The sequence below is a fragment of the Lysobacter sp. Soil_C_59 genome (assembly GCF_057656415.1).
In genome coordinates this window covers 360,162-378,423 of the sequence record NZ_JBDGKK010000001.1, presented here as the reverse complement: position 1 = coordinate 378,423, position 18,262 = coordinate 360,162, and the positions used below count along the sequence as shown (strand labels likewise).

Below are 18,262 nucleotides of genomic sequence, written 5' to 3'. Positions count from 1 at the left end.
CAGTTCCCCGTAGCCGCTTCGGCTGACACAATCCCCTTTCCGTTGCCCAAGGCCCCCGTACAAGCATGAGCATCAAGTCCGACCGTTGGATCCGTCGCATGGCCGAGCAGCACGGCATGATCGAGCCGTTCGAGCCGGGCCAGGTCAAGACCGCCGCCGACGGCCACCGCATCGTCAGCTACGGCACGTCCAGCTACGGCTACGACGTGCGCTGCTCGCGCGAGTTCAAGGTCTTCACCAACATCAACTCGACGATTGTCGACCCGAAGCATTTCGACAGCGGCAGCTTCGTCGACATCGAAAGCGACGTGTGCATCATCCCGCCCAATTCGTTCGCGCTGGCGCGCACGGTCGAGTACTTCCGCATCCCGCGCGACACCCTGGTGGTGTGCCTGGGCAAGAGCACGTACGCGCGCTGCGGCATCATCGTCAACGTCACGCCGCTGGAGCCGGAATGGGAAGGCCACGTGACCCTGGAGTTCAGCAACACCACGCCGCTGCCGGCGCGCATCTACGCCAACGAAGGCGTTGCGCAGATGCTGTTCTTCCAGTCCGACGAAGTCTGCGAGACCTCGTACAAGGACCGCGGCGGCAAGTACCAGGGCCAGGTCGGCGTCACGCTGCCGCGCACCTGACCGTCAGCGATCCACAGGCCGCCAGCGGCGGCCTGTGAGAGGGCGATCCCTCAGCGACGCACGTAGGTGACGAAGAAGCCCTGCAGGTCGCCGTTCTCGGTGTAGCCGACCACGCTCTGCACCTGGTAGCCATTGCTGTTGAACGCGCGATGGGCCTGGTTGAGCTCGCTGGCCGAGCCGTTCTTGCGCGCGCCCAGGTCGACGTCGACATACAGGCTCACGGTCTGTTGGCCGGTCTGGGCAAACTCGGCCGCCTTCTTGTCGTACTGGGCCTGCGTGGCGGCCAGCGCCAGGGCAGGGGTGATCAGGCACGCGGCCAGCAGGGCAGCGATTACGGTCTTGCGCATCAGGGTGTCCTTCAGTGGGTGGTGCCCGCCGCCAGGCGGACATCGTGTTCGACAGTCAACGCGGTGGCGACCGCCAGGCGCAGGGCCTGGCTCACCACCGACGGCGGCAGACTGGGCGCGCCCGGGTGTCGCGCGGCCTGCGCGGGAGCATACGGAATGTGGATGAAGCCGCCACGGACGCCGTGCACAGTTCGCAATGCGTGCATCAGCCCGTAGAAGACGTGGTTGCAGACGTAGGTGCCGGCCGTCTGCGAGATCTCGGCCGGGATGCCGGCATCGCGCAGCGCCGACAGCATCGCCTTGATCGGCAGGTCGCTGAAGTACGCAGCCGGGCCGCCAGCGATGACCGCCTCGTCGATCGGCTGGGCGCCGGCGTTGTCGGCAATGCGCGCATCGTCGACGTTGATGGCCACCCGTTCGAGTGCGATCTGCGCGCGGCCGCCGGCCTGGCCGACGCAGATCGCCAGCACCGGCGCGGTCTCGTCGAGCGCGCGGCGCAGCGATTGCAGCGAAGCGCCGAACTCGACCGGCAGGCAGCGCGTGGCGATGCGGTGGCCGAGGATCTGCTCGCCATCGAGCGCGGACACGGCGTCCCAGCTCGGATTGCTGTCCTCCCCGCCGAACGGGGCGAAGCCTGTGAGCAGGACGGTGGGGAGTGGTTGATTCATGGGAAGCCGTCATTCCCGCGAAAGCGGGAACCCAGTGTCTTTCGGTTTGCGCCAAGCCTGCAACAAGCGACGACGCTGGGTTCCCGCCTTCGCGGGAATGACGGACGGGCTCACCGGAACGCCAGCCAGTACATCAGCAGCAGGTTCACCGCCAGCAGCGGCACCGCGGTGGCGATCTGCACGCGGATCACCGCATTGGGGTCATCGAGTTCCAGCAGCGCTGCCGGCACCAGGTTGAAGTTGGCCGCCATCGGCGTCATCAGCGTCCCGCAATAACCGGTCAGCATGCCAAGCGCGCCGAGGATCGCCGGTTCCGCGCCATGCTGCTGGATCAGCAGCGGCAGGCCGATGCCGGCGGTCATCACCGGGAATGCGGCAAAGGCATTGCCCATGATCATCGTGAACACCACCATGCCCAGACCATAGGCCAGCACGCAGGCCACGCGGCTGTCGGCGGGAATCACCGCGGACACTATGGACGCCACCGCATCGCCGACGCCGCTGGCGGCGAACACGCCGCCGAGCGTGGCCAGCACCAGCGGCAGCAGCGCCGCCCAGCCCATCGTGTCGAGCAGGCGCCGGCCTTCGCTGGCGGCGCGGATCGGCCGCTCGCGCGTCACCACGACCGCGGCCAGCGCCGCCAGCACGCACGCCAGCGCCAGCCCGATCAGGGTGATGCTGCCATCGCCGAACAACGGCGTGCCGAAGATGACGATGTACTTGCCGAACAGCACGATCAGCACCGTGATCGCCGGGATCAGCAGCGCCGGCACGAACAGGCGATGGCCCAGGCGTGCGGCCGATGCCTGGCGCTGGTCTTCAGGTGCTTCGGCAATATGTTCCCGGCGCATGCGCGTGGCCAGCAGCGCCAGCGCGATGACGGCCGCACCAGCCAGCTGCGACGGCAACGGATTGCCGGCCTTGCTGGCCGTCAGCACGATCTTGCCGGTGGCGAACAGCACGCCAAGCAACGACCAGAACGCGGCATGGGCATGGCGACCCTCGCGCAGGTTGCTGCCGCCTGCGAAGAACAGGAACAGCGCAAGCACGATGTAGAAATGTTCAATCGACAGCATCGTGGCGCTCCGTGCCGTCGGTCGACGAACTCATCCGGCGGGCAAGTCCGCGCTGGAAGAAGACGATGCGCACGGCGTGGATCACGAACGCGGCGATCGCGGTCGGGATCGCCCACAGCGCGATCTGCAGCGGTTCCAGGGTGATGCCGTGTTCGGCGTAGAAGCCCTGGATCAGCAGCACCGCGCCGAAGGCGAGGAACACGTCCTCGCCGAAGAAGCGGCCGACGTTGTCGGTCGCCGCGGCCAGGGCGTGCACGCGCTGGATTTCTTCGCGTGGCAGCGGGCCATGCTCCTGCAGGCCCGGCGTGCGGTTGGCTGCCGATTCCGACATCGGCGCCAGCAGCGGACGCACGGTCTGGGCGTGACCGGCGATGTCGATCAGGCCGAGCGTGCTCAGCCCCTGGCGCGCGGCGAGGTAGACGATGAGCAGTCGTGCCAGGGTCAGTCCACGCCAGCGCGCGATCCATTGCAGGGCGTGCTCGCGCAGACCGGCGCGTTCGAGCAGGCCGATGGTCGGCAGCGTCATCGCGAACATCAGCAGGGCGCGATTGGAAATGAAACTGTCGCCGATCACGGCGAGCAGCTCCGGCATCGACTTGCCCGCGGCCAGGCCGCTCACCAGCCCGGCACTGACGACCACGATCACCGGGTTGGCACGCAGGACGAAACCGATGACGACCCAGGCGACGCCCAGCAGGGGCCAGTAATTCATCGCCATGCGGTCCCATCCATCCCGTCATTCCCGCGAAGGCGGGAATCCAAGGACGTAAAGCCGGGAAGAGCAACGTCCCTGGATTCCCGCCTGCGCGGGAATGACGAGGCGTTGCTGCGGGTGGTATCGGTCACACGCTACTCCCGACAGACGAAATGACTATCCCATCGGCCAACAACGCCTCGCGAACCGCCCGCGCGAACACCGCCGCATCACTGCGGTCACCGTGCAGGCAAAGCGTATCGGCGCGCAGCGCCACGATGCTGCCGTCATCGGCGACCACTTCGCCACGCGTGGCCAGTCGTCGCACCTGCGCGATGGCGATGTCGAGCGATTCGATCACCGCGCCTTCGCTGCCGCGGGGCAGCAGGCGGCCGCGGCGGTCGTAGCAGCGCTCGGCGAACACTTCGTGGGCGACCTGCAGCCCGTGCGCGCTGCCGGCATCGGTCAGCGCCGAGCCGGACAGGCCGAACAGCACCAGCGACGGGTCGAATGCCTTGACCGTTGCCGCGATCGCGTCGGCAACGACGCGGTCGTCGGCGGCGACGTTGTAGAGAGCACCGTGCGGTTTGACGTGGGTCAGCCGCACGCCTTCCTCGCTGGCGATCGCCGCAAGGCGCTCGATCTGCGCGCGTACCGTCCGCGCGATGTCGGCCGGCGGCAGCGTCAGTGCGCGCCGGCCGAAATGCTCGCGATCGTCGAACGAGGGATGCGCGCCTGCCGCCACGCCGTGCGCGCGGCACAGCCGCAGCGTCGCGCGCATCGTTGCCTCGTCGCCGGCATGGCCGCCGCAGGCGATGCTGGCCGAACTGACCAGCGGCAGGATCGCCGCATCGTCGCCGCAGCCTTCGCCGAGATCGCAGTTGAAGTCGATGCGTCCGCTCACGTCATGGCCGGATGCGGCCTCAGCCGCGCTTGAAGAGCATTCCGAGGCCGACCACGATCAGGATCGCGGGCCACCAGGTCATCAGCATCCGACCCAGGCTCATGTCGGTGTAGCCAAGGTTGTTGAGCAGGAAAAGGGTGCCGATCACGACCAGCACCAGCGCGCCGATGACATTGGATTTCATGGGATTCCGGAAGGTAAGGAGTGGATGGGGTCAGACCGCCGGCACGCGCGCGTCGATCATCACGCCGATTCTGGCGACCCGCGCCCGCGCCGCGCAAGCCAGCCGGTAGGCCGTGGTGGCATCGACTGCGGCGAAGTGCAGGGTCTGTCCCGGAATGCACTGCGCCAGACGCGGCTGGTCGGCGGCGATGACGTGGCCCAGGCGCGGGTAGCCGCCGACGGTCTGGGCATCGGCCAACAGGATGATCGGCTGGCCGTCGGGCGGCAGCTGGATCGTGCCCGGCGCGACCGGTTCGGAGATGCTGTCGGCCTTGGGCGTCGGCAGGGCATCGCCCTGCAGCCGCAAACCCTGTCGGTTGCTGCTGGCGCTGACTTTCCAGGCGCGTCGCGCCAGCGGCGCCGACCAGGCATGCGTCGACGGCAGATAGCGGATCGGTGCGCGCGGGTCTTCGTCGTGGCCGGGATCGATCCACCAGCGCACGCTTTGCAGTCGCGCGGTGTCGGTCGGTGGTGCGTTGCCCAGCGCCAGTCTGTCGCCGGTGCGCAGGGCGCGTCCGTCGAGCCCGCCGAAACCGCCACGCAGGTCGGTGCTGCGACTACCGAGGATTTCGGGCACGTCGATGCCGCCGGTGATGGCAAGCCAGGCGCGGGCACCGCCGCGGACCGCGCCGAGTTCGAGCGTGCCGGCCGGCAGCAGCACCGGGCGGCCGCCGTGAACCGGTTCGCCGTCGAAGCGCGCCACGACCGCCGCGCCGGTCAGGGCTATGCGCATCGGCACGTCCAGTTGCAGCGTCGGGCCGTGCAGGGTTACTTCCAGGACTGCGGCATCGCCGCGGTTGCCGACCAGGCGATTGCCCAGTCGCGCCGCATCGCTGTCGAGCGCGCCGGCATGGGCGACGCCAAGGTGACGCCAGTTCCTGCGGCCCAGGTCCTGCACGGTCGTAAGCAAGCCGGGGCGCAGCACGCGCAGGCCGTAACGGGCACGGCTCATGGGTCGGCGTCCGCGAAGCGGTCCGCCTCGATGGCGACGAAGCGCACGCGATCACCCGGCAGCAGCAGCGACGGTGTCGGTCTCGCCGGGTCGAACAGTACTTTCGGCGTGCGCCCGAGCAGGCGCCAGCCGCCGGGGCTTTCGCGCGGGTAGATGCCGGTCTGCGCGCCACCAATGGCGACGCTGCCGGCTGCCACGCGTGCACGCGGAGTCGCCAGGCGCGGCAGTGCCAGTGCCGGATCCAGTCCGGCCAGGTAAGGAAAGCCCGGTGCGAAGCCGATCATCGCCACCGTGTAGACGCCGCCAGTGTGGCGCGTGATCAGTTGCTGCGGCGACAACTGCAGCTCCGCCGCCGCGGACTCCAGGTCCGGGCCGAATTCGCCGCCGTAGACCACCGGAATCTCCACCGTCCGCGCCGCCTGCGCGCTCGTGTCGGCCATGGGTGCCTCGTCCATCGCGAGCAATGCCAGCAGCTCTTCGTGGACGTGCGCCGGATCCGCGGCCGGATCGAAGAACACGCCCAGGCTGGCGAAGGCGGGCACCAGGCCGCGCAGCCAGTGCGGTTTATGTTCGCCCAGCCGGCGCGCCATCGCATGCACGCGGGCGTTGAGCTGCGGGTCGATCTGGTCGCCGAAGCGCAGCAGCCAGGCGTCGTCTGCGAGCGCTTCGATGTCGCAGACGAACGAACGGTTCACTGCGGAAGGGCGCCCTGCAGTTGCTGGATCCGCGTCACCAGCGCTTCAGGCGTATAGGCCTGCGCGCTGGCGGTGCCCCAGACCGGTCGCGGCCAGGCGATGTCGTCGTGGAAGCGTGCGATGACATGGATGTGCAGTTGCGGCACGACGTTGCCGAGCGCGGCGACGTTGATCTTCTGCGGCTTGAACTCGACCTGCAGTGCGCGGCTGGCTGCACTGATCTCGCGCATCAGCGTGGCCTGCTGCGCCTCGTCGAGGTCGACCAGTTCGACCGCGTCGGCCACGCGCGGGATCAGGATCAGCCAGGGGTGGTTGGCATCGTCCATGAGTCGCAGCTCGCTCAGCGCGAGGTGTGCGACCGGGTGCGTGTCCTCGGCCAGCTGTGCATGCAGTTGCCAGGCGCCCGTGTTGCCGGAGCGATTCATCGCAGGTTCTCCGCCAGGAAATCGATGGTGCGGTGCCAGGCCAGTTCGGCGCTGGCCGGATGGTAGGCATGGTTGTCGACATCGCGATTGAAGGCATGGCCGGCGCCGGCATACACGTACACGGCCGCACCCGGATGCTTGCTGCGGTGCTGTTCGATCACCTCGGCCGGGATGCTGCTGTCGTTTTCGCCGAAGTGGAACATCATCCGCGCGCGCAACGGTTCATCCAGGAAGGGCACGGTGCGCGCGCCGTACCAGGACACGGCCGGCAATCCCAGGCGCGTATTGGCCAGGAAAGCCAGGCTGCCGCCCCAGCAGAAGCCGACCACGCCCACGCGCAGCCCCTCGCGGTGCAGCTCGTCGGCCGCCTCGCTGATGATGTCGACCGCGCGCTCGAATCCCAGTTCGTTGCGCAGGGCAGCGCCGCGTTGCGTGCCTGCCTCGTCATAGCCCAGCTCGACGCCGGGTGCCACCGGGTCGTACAGCGCCGGCGCCAGGGCGACGAAACCGGCCGCGGCGAAGCGCTCGGCGACGCTGCGGATGTGGGCGTTGGCGCCGAAAATCTCCTGCAACACGATCACGGCGCCCTTCGAGGGGCCGGTCGGCTCGGCGCGCCAGGCCCTGACCGGGCCATGCGGGGTGTCCAGATCGATCCAGTGGGCCATGGGGGAGAGGTCCATTCAGTTGTCTGTGGGCGCTGGTGACCGCGGTGTTCAGCTTCGCGGCACCTCCTGCCCGGTTGATTCTAGCGCCGGCGCTATAATCCGCAGCCATCCTGTCGTCCCGAGCGCAGCGAGGGACCTGCTGTAGCCGCCAAGCGCGTGGCCAGCAGGTCGCTCGCTGCACTTGGCGCGACTGCAACATCGCACCTGCATCAACGTGCCCAGCCCGGTTCCCTCAATGTCCCTAGCCAATCCCAAAGTCGGTTTCGTCAGCCTTGGTTGCCCCAAGGCGCTGGTCGATTCCGAACGCATCCTCACCCAGTTGCGCGTGGAGGGCTACGACATCGTCCAGACCTACGACGATGCCGACGTGGTCGTGGTCAACACCTGCGGCTTCATCGACTCGGCCGTGACCGAATCGCTGGACGCGATCGGCGAGGCGATTGCCGAGAACGGCAAGGTCATCGTCACCGGTTGTCTCGGCAAGAAGCCCGAGCAGATCCGCGAGGCGCATCCGGGCGTGCTGTCGATCAGCGGCCCGCAGGACTACGGCAGCGTGATGAGCGCGGTGCATGCGGCGCTCCCGCCCAAGCACGATCCGTTCCTCAACCTGGTGCCCGACACGGGCATCAAGCTGACGCCCAAGCACTATGCCTACCTGAAGATATCCGAAGGCTGCAATCACCGCTGCAGCTTCTGCATCATCCCGTCGATGCGCGGCGATCTGGTCAGCCGTCCGGTCGACCAGGTGCTGCGCGAGGCCGAGAAGCTGGCCATGGGCGGCGTCAAGGAACTGCTGGTGATCTCGCAGGACACCTCGGCCTACGGCGTCGACGTCAAGTACGCGCAGCACGAATGGCGCGGCAAGTCCTACCAGACGCGGATGAAGGCGCTGTGCGAGGGACTGAGCGAGCTGGGCATCTGGACCCGCCTGCACTACGTCTACCCGTATCCGCACGTCGACGACATCATTCCGCTGATGGCCGAAGCCGGCGCCAACGGCATGCGCAAGCTGCTGCCGTACCTGGACATCCCGTTCCAGCACGCCAGCCCGCGCGTGCTCAAGCTGATGAAGCGCCCGGGCGCGGTCGACAAGACGCTCGAGCGGATCCAGCGCTGGCGCTCGATCGCTCCGGACATCACCATCCGCTCGACCTTCATCGTCGGTTTCCCCGGCGAGACCGAGGCCGAGTTCGAAGAGCTGCTCGACTTCCTCGATGAAGCACAGCTCGACCGCGTCGGTGCCTTCGCCTATTCGCCGGTCGACGGCGCCAGCGCCAATGCGCTGCCCGATCCGGTGCCGGAAGAGGTCAAGGCCGAGCGCCTTGCGCGCTTCATGGAGCGGCAGGCGGAAATTTCCGCGGCCAAGCTCGAGGCCAAGGTCGGCACGACGCAGCGCTGCCTGGTCGACGCGCTCGACGGCGAGCTGGCGATCGCCCGCTCGATGGCCGACGCGCCCGAGATCGACGGCCTGGTGCAGATCCAGAACGGCTTCATGGCCGGCCTCAAGCCGGGCGAGTTCGTCGACGTCGAGATCATGGGCAGCGACGAGCACGACCTGTTCGGCGAAGTCGCGTTCGACGACTGAGGCGCGGCTTCAGGCCGGCGGGCGCCACAGCATCGGTGTGAACACGATGCCGTGCTCGCACAGTTCCGGGCCGGTCGCTTCGAATCCCAGCTGGCGATAGACCGCCAGCGCATGGCGCGAAGCGTTGACCGTGATCGGTGCGGGCGGTTCCACCCACGCCTGCACCGTTTGCCACATGCGACGTGCCAGCCCTTGCCGCTGCGCGGCTTCGGCAACGAACAAATGGAACAGGTGGGCGGGCGGACGCAATGCCGCAATGCCGACCAGGACGTCGCCGCGCTGCGCCACCAGGTAGCGGAAGCCGTCATCCAGGCGCCTGGCCGTGGCCCCGGGCGCGAGCATCTCGAGCAATCGCGCCGCGCCATCGGGCGTGCAATCCGGTGCTATCCAGCGCCGCGTCAGTTCGCACACGAGCGCGCTCATGGCGGGCGCGTCGGCAACCGTGGCCTCGCGCAGGTCGACACGTGGTCCGACAGCGTGCTCAGGCACCGGCATCGGCGTAACTGACGTCGACGATCACGAAGCGCGCGGCGCCGCCGGGCAGCATCGCTTCGAACTCATCGTCGAGGCGTTTCTTGAGCATCGCCCGCGCCAACGGCGAATCGATGCTGATCCAGCCCGCGCGCGCGTCGGTCTCGTCCGGGCCGACAATCCGGTACCGCTGGCTTTCGCCACTGGCGATGTTCTCGACTTCCACGCGCGCACCGAAGAACACCGCTTCCGGATCAGTCGGCACGGTGTCGACGATGCGCAGCGAGGGCAGGCGCTTGCTGAGGTAACGCACGCGCCGGTCGATCTCGCCGAGCTGCTTCTTGCGATACGTGTACTCGGCGTTCTCGGAGCGGTCGCCCTCGGCGGCGGCCGCGGCCAGCGCCTTGACCACCTCCGGACGCTTGACGCGCCACAGCTCGTCGAGCTCGGACTTGAGGCGATCGTGACCGCCGCGGGTGATCAGGGCGGTGCTCTTCTCGGCAGGTGGACGCCAGCGCGACATCAGCGCCGACCCTTGCCCCCGAAGATCCCGCCCAGCAGGCCGCGCAGGATCTGCTGGCCGATCTGGTTGCCGACGGTTCGCGCGGTCTGCTTGGCCATGGTCTCGACCATGCCCTGGCGGCGCTTCGTGCCGAACACGGCGTCCTTCACCGACTGGCTGAAACCGCCTTCGTCGGCATCGTCCTGTTCGCGCGTGCGTGCCGGCGGTGCCTTGGCCTGTTCGGCCGCGGCGGTCGCCTTCTGCGCCAGCACTTCGGCGGCCGAGTCGCGGTCGATGCCGGTGTCGTACTTGTGCCCGACCGGACTGCCGGCGCGAACCTGCGCGCGTTCGGCTTCGGTGATCGCGCCCATGCGGCAACGCGGCGGCGCCACCAGGGTCTTTTCGACGGGCATCGGCACGCCTTTTTCCTGCAGCGTCGAGACCAGTGCTTCACCGGTGCCGAGCTGCGAGATGGTCTGCGCCACATCCAGCGCCGGGTTGGCGACGAAGGTCTGCGCCGCGGTCTTCACCGCCTTCTGGTCGCGCGGCGTGAACGCGCGCAACGCATGCTGCACGCGGTTGCCGAGCTGGCCGAGGATGTTGTCGGGCACGTCGTCGGGGAACTGCGAACAGAAATAGACGCCCACGCCCTTGGAGCGGATCAGGCGCACCACCTGCTCGACACGCTGCTGCAGCGCCGGCGGCGCATCGTCGAACAGCAGGTGGGCCTCGTCGAAGACGAACACCAGCTTGGGCTTGTCGAGGTCGCCGACCTCGGGCAGGTTCTCGAACAGCTCCGACAGCAGCCACAGCAGGAAGCTCGAGTACAACCGCGGCTTCAGCACCAGCTGGTCGGAAGCAAGGATGTTGACCACGCCGCGCCCGTCGGTGTGGGTGCGCATCAGGTCGGACAGTTCCAGCGCCGGCTCGCCGAAGAACATCTCGCCGCCTTCCTGCTCCAGGCGCAGGAGCGAGCGCTGGATGGCGCCGATCGACTGCGCGCTGACCAGGCCGTAGCTGGTGGAGATGTCCTTGCGCTCGGCCGCGACCAGGCCGAGCAGGGCACGCAGGTCCTCCAGGTCGAGCAGCAGCAGGCCGCGGTCATCGGCGAGCTTGAAGACGATGTCGAGCACGCCCGACTGGGTGTCGTTGAGTTCGAGCACCCGCGACAGCAGGGTCGGGCCCATCTCGCTGACGGTGGTGCGCACCGGGTGGCCGAGCTTGCCGAACAGGTCCCAGAACACGACCGGGCTGGCCTGGCTGGCGTAGTCGCCGATGCCGATCTCGGCGACACGGGCCTGCAGCTTGTCGTTGCTGGTGCCGGCCATCGCCAGGCCGGCGACGTCGCCCTTCACGTCGGCCAGGAACACCGGCACGCCCTGGCGCGTGAAGCCTTCAGCCAGGGTCATCAGGGTCACGGTCTTGCCGGTGCCGGTGGCGCCGGCGACCAGGCCATGGCGGTTTCCGAACTTGGACAGCAGGTACACCTGGCCGTGGCTGTCGGGCAGGGAAGTCGGCGTGGTGACAGCCTTGCCGATGAGAATAGTGCCTGTCGTGCCTGCGCTTGGGTCCATGTCCGGGTCCGTGCTCGGGTCAGTGGGGGAGTGCGGACGATTCTATGCGGCGTCGCCGGATGCTGCTCGGGCGCGCAGGGACACCGGGAAAGTTTCCCGGCGGGACCATGCCGGCGCCGATGCGGGCCGCATTTGCCACGCATATCCCCATTCACGCACTTTGGCTGCAACAGTGCTTGCCCGCGTTCGCAAGGCAACGCTACCCTCCCAGTCCCCCGCTTTCAGTTGTCGTCCATGCCCGCACTGGTTCGTCCTTCCGTCGCGCTGCTCGCGCTCGGTTTCGCCACACTTGCGCCGAGCGCGCATGCCCTCTCCAAGCGCGACCAGGCAGCCGTGGAGGCACTCGACCAGCGCATGCAGGCCGCCGAGGCCCGCTATCGCCAGGGCATCGTCAAGGTCGGCAACGCCGATCCGGCCGGGCGCACCGAGGTGGATGCCTCGCTGGAGGACATGGAAGACGTGATGGCCGCCTGCGTGAAGCAGAAGGGCTGCTCGCCCACGACCATGCTGACCGCCTACAAGCGCCTGCTGAAGCAGAACGCCGACGTTGCAGCTGGCGACGACGTGCCCGAAGACAGCGAGGACGAGGGCGCCGGCAGCATCACCGGCGACGTGCCCGAGGCCGCCCGTGCCGCGGCACTGCTCAGTGCCGACGGCCAGCGCTTCGTCAAGATGGTGCAGTACAACCCGGCCGTGCAGGCCGGCATCCGCCGCTGGCTGACCGACATGCGCCCGGCGTTGATCGACACCCACGAGAACTACCAGTACCTGCGCCAGTCGATGTGGCCGCAGTTCGAGCGCGCCGGCCTGCCGGAGGCGCTGCTGTTCGGCGTGATGGCCAAGGAATCCAACGGCCGCGTCCATTCGACCTCCCGCGCCGGTGCCGCCGGGCCGATGCAGTTCATGTACGGCACCGGCCTGCGCTTCGGCCTGGGCGAGGACGGCACCGGTTTCGATACCCGCTACGACGCCCGCGCATCGGCGCAGGCGGCGGCGTCCTATTTCAACGAGCGCCTGGGCCAGCTCAACCGCAGCATCGAGCTGTCGCTGGCCGCCTACAACGGCGGCGAGGGCCGCGCGCTGCGCGTCTACAACAGCTCGGGCGGGCGCAACTTCTGGGACGAGTCGGTCTACAACCAGTTCCCGGCGGAAACCCGCGACTACGTGCCGATGGTGATCGCCGCGGCGTGGCTGTTCCTGCACCCCAAGGAATACGGCCTGAGCTTTCCCAAGGTCGACGCGCGCGCGGCCAGCCTGCGCCTGGGCAAGCCCAGCTCGATCTACGAGCTGACCATCTGCCTTGGCAGCAGTGGCTCCCGTGACGGTTACATGCGCGCGCTGCGCAACCTCAACCCGCGTTACGAGGCCGACCGCTACCTGCCAACCGGCACCATGCTCAACGCCACCACCAAGATCGTCGGCCTGTACAACCGCTACTGCATGCAGGGCCAGCGCGCCGACCTGGCGCATACGCTGGTGATGAGCAATGCCAACTCCGCGATCGTGCGGACCGGACCCGTCACGCCGGTGAATTCGAGTGACGTGGTGTACGAAGCCGAGAGCGCGGGCACCGGTTCGGCCGGCGCGGTGGCGGTTACCAGGGCGGCCCCGAAGAAGGCGTCCAAGCCGTCGTCCTATACCGTCAAGCGCGGCGAAACGCTGACCGCGATCGCGCAGAAGTTCCAGTGCGACACCGGCGACCTGGCCAAGGCCAACAAGCTCAAGGCGCCGCGTTACGCGATCAAGCCGGGGCAGAAGATCAAGCTGGACGGCTGCGAGGGCTGACGGCTTCGGTCGTCGTTCTCGCGAACCGTGCCGTCATCCCCGCGAAGGCGGGGACCCAGCGTCTTCCAGGGGCGTGCAGAAGCCACGCCCCTGGGTTCCCGCCTTCGCGGGAATGACGGGTAGCTTTGCAGCTTGTGTGTCAGCCAACGTCGGTTCGACGCGCCAGCGCTTCGCCCAGCCGCACCGGCGATTCACCCTTCAGCGAAGGATCCAGCGCCGCCACGCCCGGCGGCAGCAGCACGATCACGGTCGAGCCGTAGTTGAAGCGCGCCATCTCGGCGAAGCGCTCCAGCGTGATGTCGGCACCGCGGTAGTCCTTGACGGTCACGGTGTCGCCGTAGCGCGGAATCTCCACGCCGCTCCACACCGTCTCCACGCCCGAGACCAGCAACGCGCCGACCATCACCATCGCCATCGGCCCGAAGTCGGTGTCGAAATGGCAGACCAGGCGTTCGTTGCGGGCGAACAGGCGCGGCACGTTCTGCACCGCGGCCGGGCCGACGCTGAAGAGACGACCGGGGACATGCACGGTTTCGCGCAACTTGCCGCCCCACGGCATGTGCACGCGGTGGTAATCCTTGGGCGACAGGTACACGGTCGCGAACAGACCGTTGTTGAACGGCTCTGCGGCCTCGTCGTCACCGAGCAGCTCGGCGGCGGTGAACGACTGGCCCTTGGCCTGGAAAATGCGGCCGTTCTCGATCGGGCCGCACTGGCTGATGCGACCGTCGGCGGGCATCAGCAGCGAGCGCGGATCGGCGTCGGCGACGCGGGCGCCGGGCTTGAGCGCGCGGGTGAAGAAGGCATTGAACGTCGGGTACGCAGTCGGATCGGGTTGGGCCGCTTCGGCGAGGTTGACGCCGAACTTGCGCGTGACCGTGTCGATCAGCCATTGCTTGAGCCACGGCGAGTCCGAGTAGGCCAGCGAGCGCGCCATCGACGACAGCAGGCGATGCGGCAGTACATAGGTGAGGGCGGTGACCAGGCTCATTCGGCGCGCGCTCCTGCAGCCGCCTGGGTCAGCGCGGTCATGTCGGCGGCGATCGCCTTGGGGTCCAGCGGCGGCTGGATGATGCCGGCCATGCGCCCCTGCGGGTCGAGGACTGCCATCGAGGCACTGTGATCGACGCTGTACTGGTCGGCCGGTGCGCCGTCGGGTGCAGGCACCTTGGCGAAGACCATGCTCAGCGACTTGGCGAAGCCTTCCAGCGCCGGGATGTCGGCGGTGGCGGCCAGGGTGTCGCGGTGGAAGGCGTGGGCGTACTCGCCGACGAGGTCCGGGGTGTCGCGCTCGGGATCGACCGACACGAACAGCACGCGAGGACGCGTGGCTTCGGGCAGGGCGGCCCACTGCTTCTGGGCGCGTGCCATCTCCGCCAGGGTGGTCGGGCACACGTCCGGGCAATGGGTGAAGCCCAGGAACACCAGCGTCCAGTGGCCCTTGAGCTCTCCCGGCACCAGCGCCGTGCCGTCGGACTGGCGCAGCGAGTAGGAGGGCAGCTCGCGGGCGGGCTCGAACAGGCGCACGACCTGCGTCTGCGGCCACTTGGAGGCGGTGACCGGGCCGAAATGGCGTTGCGCGGCCCACAGCCCCAGGGCGGCGGCGAGGGCGGCGATCAGGATGAGCACGGTGGTGCGATTGAACATGATGTCTCTTGAACGGCCGCCCCGGCTGGGCGCGCGGGCATGATACCGGTCGCCCGGTATAATCGCCGACCCCCAATGCAAGGCCTCGCCATGTCCGGCTCCGCCAACCTCACGGCCGTTCAGTTCGAACAGGTCTCGATCATCGACCTGATCCGCTACGGCGGCAGCCGCTTCAACGAGTCGGGCCTGACCTTCGGCCACAGCTATGACAACGCCCTGGATGAGGCCACCCAGCTGGTGCTGCATGCGCTGCACCTGCCGCACGACCTGAGCCCGGTCTACGGGACCTCGCGCGTCACCGCCGACGAAAAGGCCAAGGTGCTGGCGCTGTTCGAGCGCCGCATCGGCGAACGCGTCCCGGCTGCCTACCTGACCGGTGAAGCCTGGTTCGCCGGGCTGAGTTTCAAGAGCGACCGCCGCGCCCTGGTGCCGCGCTCGCCGATTGCCGAACTGATCACCAGCGGCTTCGAGCCCTGGCTGGGCGGTCGCGAAGTCGAGCGCGTGCTCGACCTGTGCACCGGTTCGGGCTGCATCGCCATTGCCACCGGCCATTACCATCCGTACTGGCAGGTCGACGGCGCCGACATCAACGACGACGCACTGTCGCTGGCGCACGAGAACAAGGCGCGCCTGCATGCCGACAACGTCACGCTGCGCAAGTCGGACCTGTTCAAGGGCCTGCAGGGCGAGGTCTACGACCTGATCGTGACCAACCCGCCGTACGTGACCAACGACGAGACCGATGCGCTGCCGAAGGAGTACTCGTACGAGCCCGACCTGGGCCTGCGTGCTGGCGACGACGGCCTCGACCTGGCCCTGAAGATCCTGCGCGACGCCCCCGATCACCTCAGCGAGAACGGCCTGCTGATCTGCGAAGTCGGCGAAGCCGAGCAGGCGCTGGTGGCACTGCTGCCGGAACTGCCGATGGCGTGGGTGGAGTTCAAGGTCGGGCAGATGGGCATCTTCGTGGTGGAGCGCAGCGACATGGTCGAGCACCACGCCCGGATCAAGGAACTGGCGGACGCGCGCGGCTGACCTGTCCCGTCATTCCCGCGAAGGCGGGACCCCAGGGACGTTGCTTCAGCCCGTCATTCCCGCGAAGGCGGGAATCCAGGGACGTTGCCGTTGGGCTGCATGTAGGACACTGGGTCCCCGCCTTCGCGGGGATGACGGCAAAAGGCCGCGTCCATGGGCTCCCGCCTTCGCGGGAACGACGGACTATGGCTCGTTCCGGCAGCAACCATTTCCGATTGCTAGAGTGCACCGGTCCAGACAACAGGATCCCCCGTGTCCAGCAATACCTTCGGCAAGCTGCTCTCGGTAACCACCTTCGGTGAAAGCCACGGTCCGGCGATCGGCTGCGTCGTCGACGGCTGTCCTCCCGGCATCGCGATCGCGCCGGAAGATTTCCGCCACGATCTCGAACGTCGCGCCACCGGCCGCACGCGCCATACCTCGCAACGCCACGAGGCCGATGAGGTCGAGATCCTCAGCGGCGTCTACGAAGGCGTCACCACAGGTACTCCCATCGCGCTGCTGATCCGCAACACCGACCAGCGCAGCAAGGACTACGCGAAGATTTCCGAGCAGTTCCGCCCCGGTCACGCCGACTACACCTACTGGCAGAAGTACGGCATCCGCGATCCGCGCGGCGGCGGCCGTTCGTCTGCGCGCGAGACCACGATGCGCGTCGCCGCCGCGGTCATCGCCAAGAAGTGGCTGGCCGACCGCCACGGCGTCGTCGTTCGCGGCTACCTGTCGCAGATCGGCGAGATCGTGCCGGACGGTTTCGACCTGGCGGCGGTGGAGGACAACCCGTTCTTCTGGCCCGACACCCGCCAGGTCACCGAGCTGGAGCTGTACATGGACGCGTTGCGCAAGTCCGGCGATTCGGTCGGCGCGCGCGTCGACGTGATCGCCACCGGCGTGCCGCCGGGCTGGGGCGAGCCGATCTACGGCAAGCTCGACGGCGAACTGGCCAGCGCGCTGATGAGCATCAACGCGGTCAAGGGCGTGGAGATCGGCGACGGTTTCGGCGTGGTCGCGCAGAAGGGCAGCGAACACCGCGACCACATGACGCCCGACGGTTTTGCCTCCAACCACGCCGGCGGCATCCTCGGCGGCATCAGCAGTGGCCAGCCGCTGCGCTGCTCGGTCGCCTTCAAGCCGACCTCCAGCCTGCGCCTGCCGGTCGACAGCCTCGATGTCCACGGCAACGTCGTCGAGGTGGTCACGACCGGTCGCCATGACCCCTGCGTCGGCATCCGCGCCACGCCGATCTGCGAAGCGATGGTGGCGCTGGTGCTGATGGACCAGGCGCTGCGCCATCGCGCCCAGTGCGGTGATGTCGAACTGCCGACGCCGCGCATCGCAGGTTCGCTCGATGGCTGAAGCGCGGCCGCGGGTGTGGGTGTCGCAACCCCTGTTCGCCGATATCGTCGGACGCCTGCGAGAGCATTTCGAAGTCGTCGAGACCGCGCAGGTCACACAGCACGGACCGGCGGCAATCGCGGCAGCGCTATCCGCAAGCGATGGCGCGCTGGTCACGCTCAACGATCCGATCGGCGCGGCCGAACTCGCAGGCGCCGGCCGTCTGCGCGCGATTGCCAACGTCGGCGTCGGCTACAACAACCTCGACGTGCCGGCGCTGAGCCGTGCTGGCGTCGTCGTCACCAACACGCCCGACGTCCTCACCGAAACCACCGCCGACTTCGGCTTCGCCCTGATGATGGCCGCCGCGCGCCGCATCACCGAAGGCGAGCGCTGGCTGCGCGAAGGCCAGTGGCGCCAGTGGAGTTTCGAAACCCTGCTCGGCGGCGACCTGCACGGCGCGACACTGGCCATCCTCGGCATGGGGCGGATCGGGCAGGGCATCGCGCGCCGTGCCGCCGGCTTCGACATGCGCGTGCTGTATCACAACCGCAGCCGCCTGCCGGAAGCGGTCGAGCGCGAATGCCGCGCGCAGTACGTGGATTTCGACACGCTGCTGGCACAGGCCGATCACCTGGTGCTGGTGGTGCCGTACTCGCCGCAGGTGCGCCATCTGATCAACTCCGCGGCGCTGGCCAAGATGAAGCCAACCGCGACGCTGACCAACATCGCCCGCGGCGGCCTAGTCGACGAAGATGCGCTGGCCGACGCGCTGTCCGCCGGCCGCCTGGCCGCCGCAGGCCTCGACGTGTTCGAAGGCGAGCCGGCGGTGAATCCGCGCCTGCTGACGCTGCGCAATGTCGTGCTGACCCCGCATATCGCCAGCGCCAGCCTGGCCACGCGCCGGGCGATGGTCAGCCTGGCCGTCGACAACCTGATCGCCGCGATGGGCTTCGGCCCCGACGCCGGACATCCGCCGACACCCGTCAACGCCGATCAGCTCAAACGCTGAATCACGCTGCATCGAATCCCGCTGCGCCGGCGG

Annotated in this window: 21 protein-coding genes; 6 read left to right on the top strand and 15 right to left on the bottom strand. The window is 68.3% G+C overall.

Annotated features, from left to right (window positions below; all coding sequences use genetic code 11):
• Positions 1-65: 65 nt before the first annotated feature.
• The gene (dcd, locus tag AC3A3Q_RS01680; RefSeq protein ID WP_158730638.1) at positions 66-635 is read left to right on the top strand and encodes a dCTP deaminase; all 570 of its coding nucleotides are present in this window, start codon (positions 66-68) and stop codon (positions 633-635) included.
• 50 nt (positions 636-685) lie between these two features.
• Here dcd and AC3A3Q_RS01675 read toward each other — a convergent pair whose 3' ends face one another.
• From AC3A3Q_RS01675 to AC3A3Q_RS01630, 10 genes are all read right to left on the bottom strand, one after another.
• Positions 686-982, bottom strand: coding sequence for a hypothetical protein (locus AC3A3Q_RS01675; RefSeq protein WP_487584597.1), 297 nt, complete (start codon positions 980-982; stop codon positions 686-688).
• Positions 983-993: 11 nt separating this feature from the next.
• Positions 994-1,650, bottom strand: a complete 657-nt coding sequence (gene pcp, locus AC3A3Q_RS01670) for a pyroglutamyl-peptidase I (protein ID WP_487584596.1) — start codon at positions 1,648-1,650, stop codon at positions 994-996.
• A gap of 110 nt (positions 1,651-1,760) precedes the next feature.
• Positions 1,761-2,726: a DUF979 domain-containing protein gene (locus AC3A3Q_RS01665; RefSeq protein WP_487584595.1), complete on the bottom strand. Its 966-nt coding sequence runs from the start codon at positions 2,724-2,726 to the stop codon at positions 1,761-1,763.
• A complete protein-coding gene (locus tag AC3A3Q_RS01660) occupies positions 2,713-3,438 on the bottom strand; it encodes a DUF969 domain-containing protein (RefSeq protein ID WP_487584594.1) in 726 nt (241 codons plus the stop codon). Before AC3A3Q_RS01660 ends, AC3A3Q_RS01665 begins: the two co-directional genes overlap by 14 nt.
• 130 nt (positions 3,439-3,568) lie before the next feature.
• The gene (locus AC3A3Q_RS01655) at positions 3,569-4,324 is read right to left on the bottom strand and encodes a 5-oxoprolinase subunit PxpA (RefSeq protein WP_487584593.1); all 756 of its coding nucleotides are present in this window, start codon (positions 4,322-4,324) and stop codon (positions 3,569-3,571) included.
• Positions 4,325-4,343: 19 nt separating this feature from the next.
• Positions 4,344-4,508, bottom strand: a complete 165-nt coding sequence (locus tag AC3A3Q_RS01650) for a LiaI-LiaF-like domain-containing protein (RefSeq protein ID WP_200604882.1) — start codon at positions 4,506-4,508, stop codon at positions 4,344-4,346.
• Positions 4,509-4,538: 30 nt separating this feature from the next.
• The gene (locus AC3A3Q_RS01645; protein WP_487584592.1) at positions 4,539-5,498 is read right to left on the bottom strand and encodes a 5-oxoprolinase subunit C family protein; all 960 of its coding nucleotides are present in this window, start codon (positions 5,496-5,498) and stop codon (positions 4,539-4,541) included.
• Entirely contained in the window at positions 5,495-6,193 is a 699-nt protein-coding gene (gene pxpB, locus AC3A3Q_RS01640) for a 5-oxoprolinase subunit PxpB (RefSeq protein ID WP_487584591.1), read from the bottom strand. The genes AC3A3Q_RS01645 and pxpB overlap by 4 nt, the downstream gene beginning before the upstream one ends.
• Entirely contained in the window at positions 6,190-6,618 is a 429-nt protein-coding gene (locus AC3A3Q_RS01635) for an HIT domain-containing protein (RefSeq protein ID WP_487584590.1), read from the bottom strand. The genes pxpB and AC3A3Q_RS01635 overlap by 4 nt, the downstream gene beginning before the upstream one ends.
• A complete protein-coding gene (locus tag AC3A3Q_RS01630) occupies positions 6,615-7,283 on the bottom strand; it encodes a dienelactone hydrolase family protein (protein WP_487584589.1) in 669 nt (222 codons plus the stop codon). Before AC3A3Q_RS01630 ends, AC3A3Q_RS01635 begins: the two co-directional genes overlap by 4 nt.
• Positions 7,284-7,518: 235 nt before the next feature.
• Between AC3A3Q_RS01630 and rimO the strand changes: the two genes are divergently transcribed.
• Positions 7,519-8,868, top strand: a complete 1,350-nt coding sequence (gene rimO / locus AC3A3Q_RS01625) for a 30S ribosomal protein S12 methylthiotransferase RimO (protein ID WP_487584588.1) — start codon at positions 7,519-7,521, stop codon at positions 8,866-8,868.
• Between the two features lie 9 nt (positions 8,869-8,877).
• On the opposite strand, the gene AC3A3Q_RS01620 is transcribed toward rimO, so the two are convergent.
• From AC3A3Q_RS01620 to AC3A3Q_RS01610, 3 genes are read right to left on the bottom strand one after another with little or no spacing between them, the layout of a single operon-like run.
• Positions 8,878-9,357 (bottom strand): GNAT family N-acetyltransferase, encoded by a 480-nt coding sequence (locus AC3A3Q_RS01620; protein WP_487584587.1) that lies wholly within the window; start codon positions 9,355-9,357, stop codon positions 8,878-8,880.
• On the bottom strand, positions 9,350-9,862 hold the full coding sequence (greB, locus tag AC3A3Q_RS01615) for a transcription elongation factor GreB (protein ID WP_487584586.1): 513 nt from the start codon (positions 9,860-9,862) through the stop codon (positions 9,350-9,352). Before greB ends, AC3A3Q_RS01620 begins: the two co-directional genes overlap by 8 nt.
• Positions 9,862-11,415: a helicase HerA-like domain-containing protein gene (locus tag AC3A3Q_RS01610; protein WP_487584585.1), complete on the bottom strand. Its 1,554-nt coding sequence runs from the start codon at positions 11,413-11,415 to the stop codon at positions 9,862-9,864. The genes greB and AC3A3Q_RS01610 overlap by 1 nt, the downstream gene beginning before the upstream one ends.
• Before the next feature lie 234 nt (positions 11,416-11,649).
• On the opposite strand from AC3A3Q_RS01610, the gene AC3A3Q_RS01605 reads away from it, so the two are divergent.
• Complete coding sequence (locus tag AC3A3Q_RS01605; RefSeq protein WP_487584584.1) at positions 11,650-13,200, top strand: transglycosylase SLT domain-containing protein; 1,551 nt, start codon at positions 11,650-11,652, stop codon at positions 13,198-13,200.
• 139 nt (positions 13,201-13,339) lie between these two features.
• Here the strand turns inward: AC3A3Q_RS01605 and asd are convergent, their stop codons facing one another.
• Entirely contained in the window at positions 13,340-14,191 is an 852-nt protein-coding gene (gene asd / locus AC3A3Q_RS01600; RefSeq protein WP_487584583.1) for an archaetidylserine decarboxylase, read from the bottom strand.
• Entirely contained in the window at positions 14,188-14,847 is a 660-nt protein-coding gene (locus AC3A3Q_RS01595; protein WP_487584582.1) for an SCO family protein, read from the bottom strand. The genes asd and AC3A3Q_RS01595 overlap by 4 nt, the downstream gene beginning before the upstream one ends.
• Before the next feature lie 90 nt (positions 14,848-14,937).
• On the opposite strand from AC3A3Q_RS01595, the gene prmB reads away from it, so the two are divergent.
• From prmB to AC3A3Q_RS01580, 3 genes are all read left to right on the top strand, one after another.
• Entirely contained in the window at positions 14,938-15,882 is a 945-nt protein-coding gene (gene prmB / locus AC3A3Q_RS01590) for a 50S ribosomal protein L3 N(5)-glutamine methyltransferase (protein ID WP_487584581.1), read from the top strand.
• A gap of 252 nt (positions 15,883-16,134) precedes the next feature.
• Complete coding sequence (gene aroC / locus AC3A3Q_RS01585) at positions 16,135-17,238, top strand: chorismate synthase (RefSeq protein WP_487584580.1); 1,104 nt, start codon at positions 16,135-16,137, stop codon at positions 17,236-17,238.
• On the top strand, positions 17,231-18,229 hold the full coding sequence (locus AC3A3Q_RS01580) for a 2-hydroxyacid dehydrogenase (RefSeq protein ID WP_487584579.1): 999 nt from the start codon (positions 17,231-17,233) through the stop codon (positions 18,227-18,229). The genes aroC and AC3A3Q_RS01580 overlap by 8 nt, the downstream gene beginning before the upstream one ends.
• The last annotated feature ends 33 nt before the right edge of the window (positions 18,230-18,262 follow it).

Bases quoted from the DNA above. Each gene is read 5' to 3' on its own strand.
- dcd (WP_158730638.1), top strand. From the start codon at position 66: ATGAGCATCAAGTCCGACCGTTGGATCCGTCGCATGGCCGAGCAGCAC.
- AC3A3Q_RS01675 (WP_487584597.1), bottom strand. From the start codon at position 982: ATGCGCAAGACCGTAATCGCTGCCCTGCTGGCCGCGTGCCTGATCACC.
- pcp (WP_487584596.1), bottom strand. From the start codon at position 1,650: ATGAATCAACCACTCCCCACCGTCCTGCTCACAGGCTTCGCCCCGTTC.
- AC3A3Q_RS01665 (WP_487584595.1), bottom strand. From the start codon at position 2,726: ATGCTGTCGATTGAACATTTCTACATCGTGCTTGCGCTGTTCCTGTTC.
- AC3A3Q_RS01660 (WP_487584594.1), bottom strand. From the start codon at position 3,438: ATGAATTACTGGCCCCTGCTGGGCGTCGCCTGGGTCGTCATCGGTTTC.
- AC3A3Q_RS01650 (WP_200604882.1), bottom strand. From the start codon at position 4,508: ATGAAATCCAATGTCATCGGCGCGCTGGTGCTGGTCGTGATCGGCACC.
- AC3A3Q_RS01645 (WP_487584592.1), bottom strand. From the start codon at position 5,498: ATGAGCCGTGCCCGTTACGGCCTGCGCGTGCTGCGCCCCGGCTTGCTT.
- AC3A3Q_RS01635 (WP_487584590.1), bottom strand. From the start codon at position 6,618: ATGAATCGCTCCGGCAACACGGGCGCCTGGCAACTGCATGCACAGCTG.
- AC3A3Q_RS01630 (WP_487584589.1), bottom strand. From the start codon at position 7,283: ATGGCCCACTGGATCGATCTGGACACCCCGCATGGCCCGGTCAGGGCC.
- rimO (WP_487584588.1), top strand. From the start codon at position 7,519: ATGTCCCTAGCCAATCCCAAAGTCGGTTTCGTCAGCCTTGGTTGCCCC.
- greB (WP_487584586.1), bottom strand. From the start codon at position 9,862: ATGTCGCGCTGGCGTCCACCTGCCGAGAAGAGCACCGCCCTGATCACC.
- AC3A3Q_RS01610 (WP_487584585.1), bottom strand. From the start codon at position 11,415: ATGGACCCAAGCGCAGGCACGACAGGCACTATTCTCATCGGCAAGGCT.
- AC3A3Q_RS01605 (WP_487584584.1), top strand. From the start codon at position 11,650: ATGCCCGCACTGGTTCGTCCTTCCGTCGCGCTGCTCGCGCTCGGTTTC.
- asd (WP_487584583.1), bottom strand. From the start codon at position 14,191: ATGAGCCTGGTCACCGCCCTCACCTATGTACTGCCGCATCGCCTGCTG.
- AC3A3Q_RS01595 (WP_487584582.1), bottom strand. From the start codon at position 14,847: ATGTTCAATCGCACCACCGTGCTCATCCTGATCGCCGCCCTCGCCGCC.
- prmB (WP_487584581.1), top strand. From the start codon at position 14,938: ATGTCCGGCTCCGCCAACCTCACGGCCGTTCAGTTCGAACAGGTCTCG.
- AC3A3Q_RS01580 (WP_487584579.1), top strand. From the start codon at position 17,231: ATGGCTGAAGCGCGGCCGCGGGTGTGGGTGTCGCAACCCCTGTTCGCC.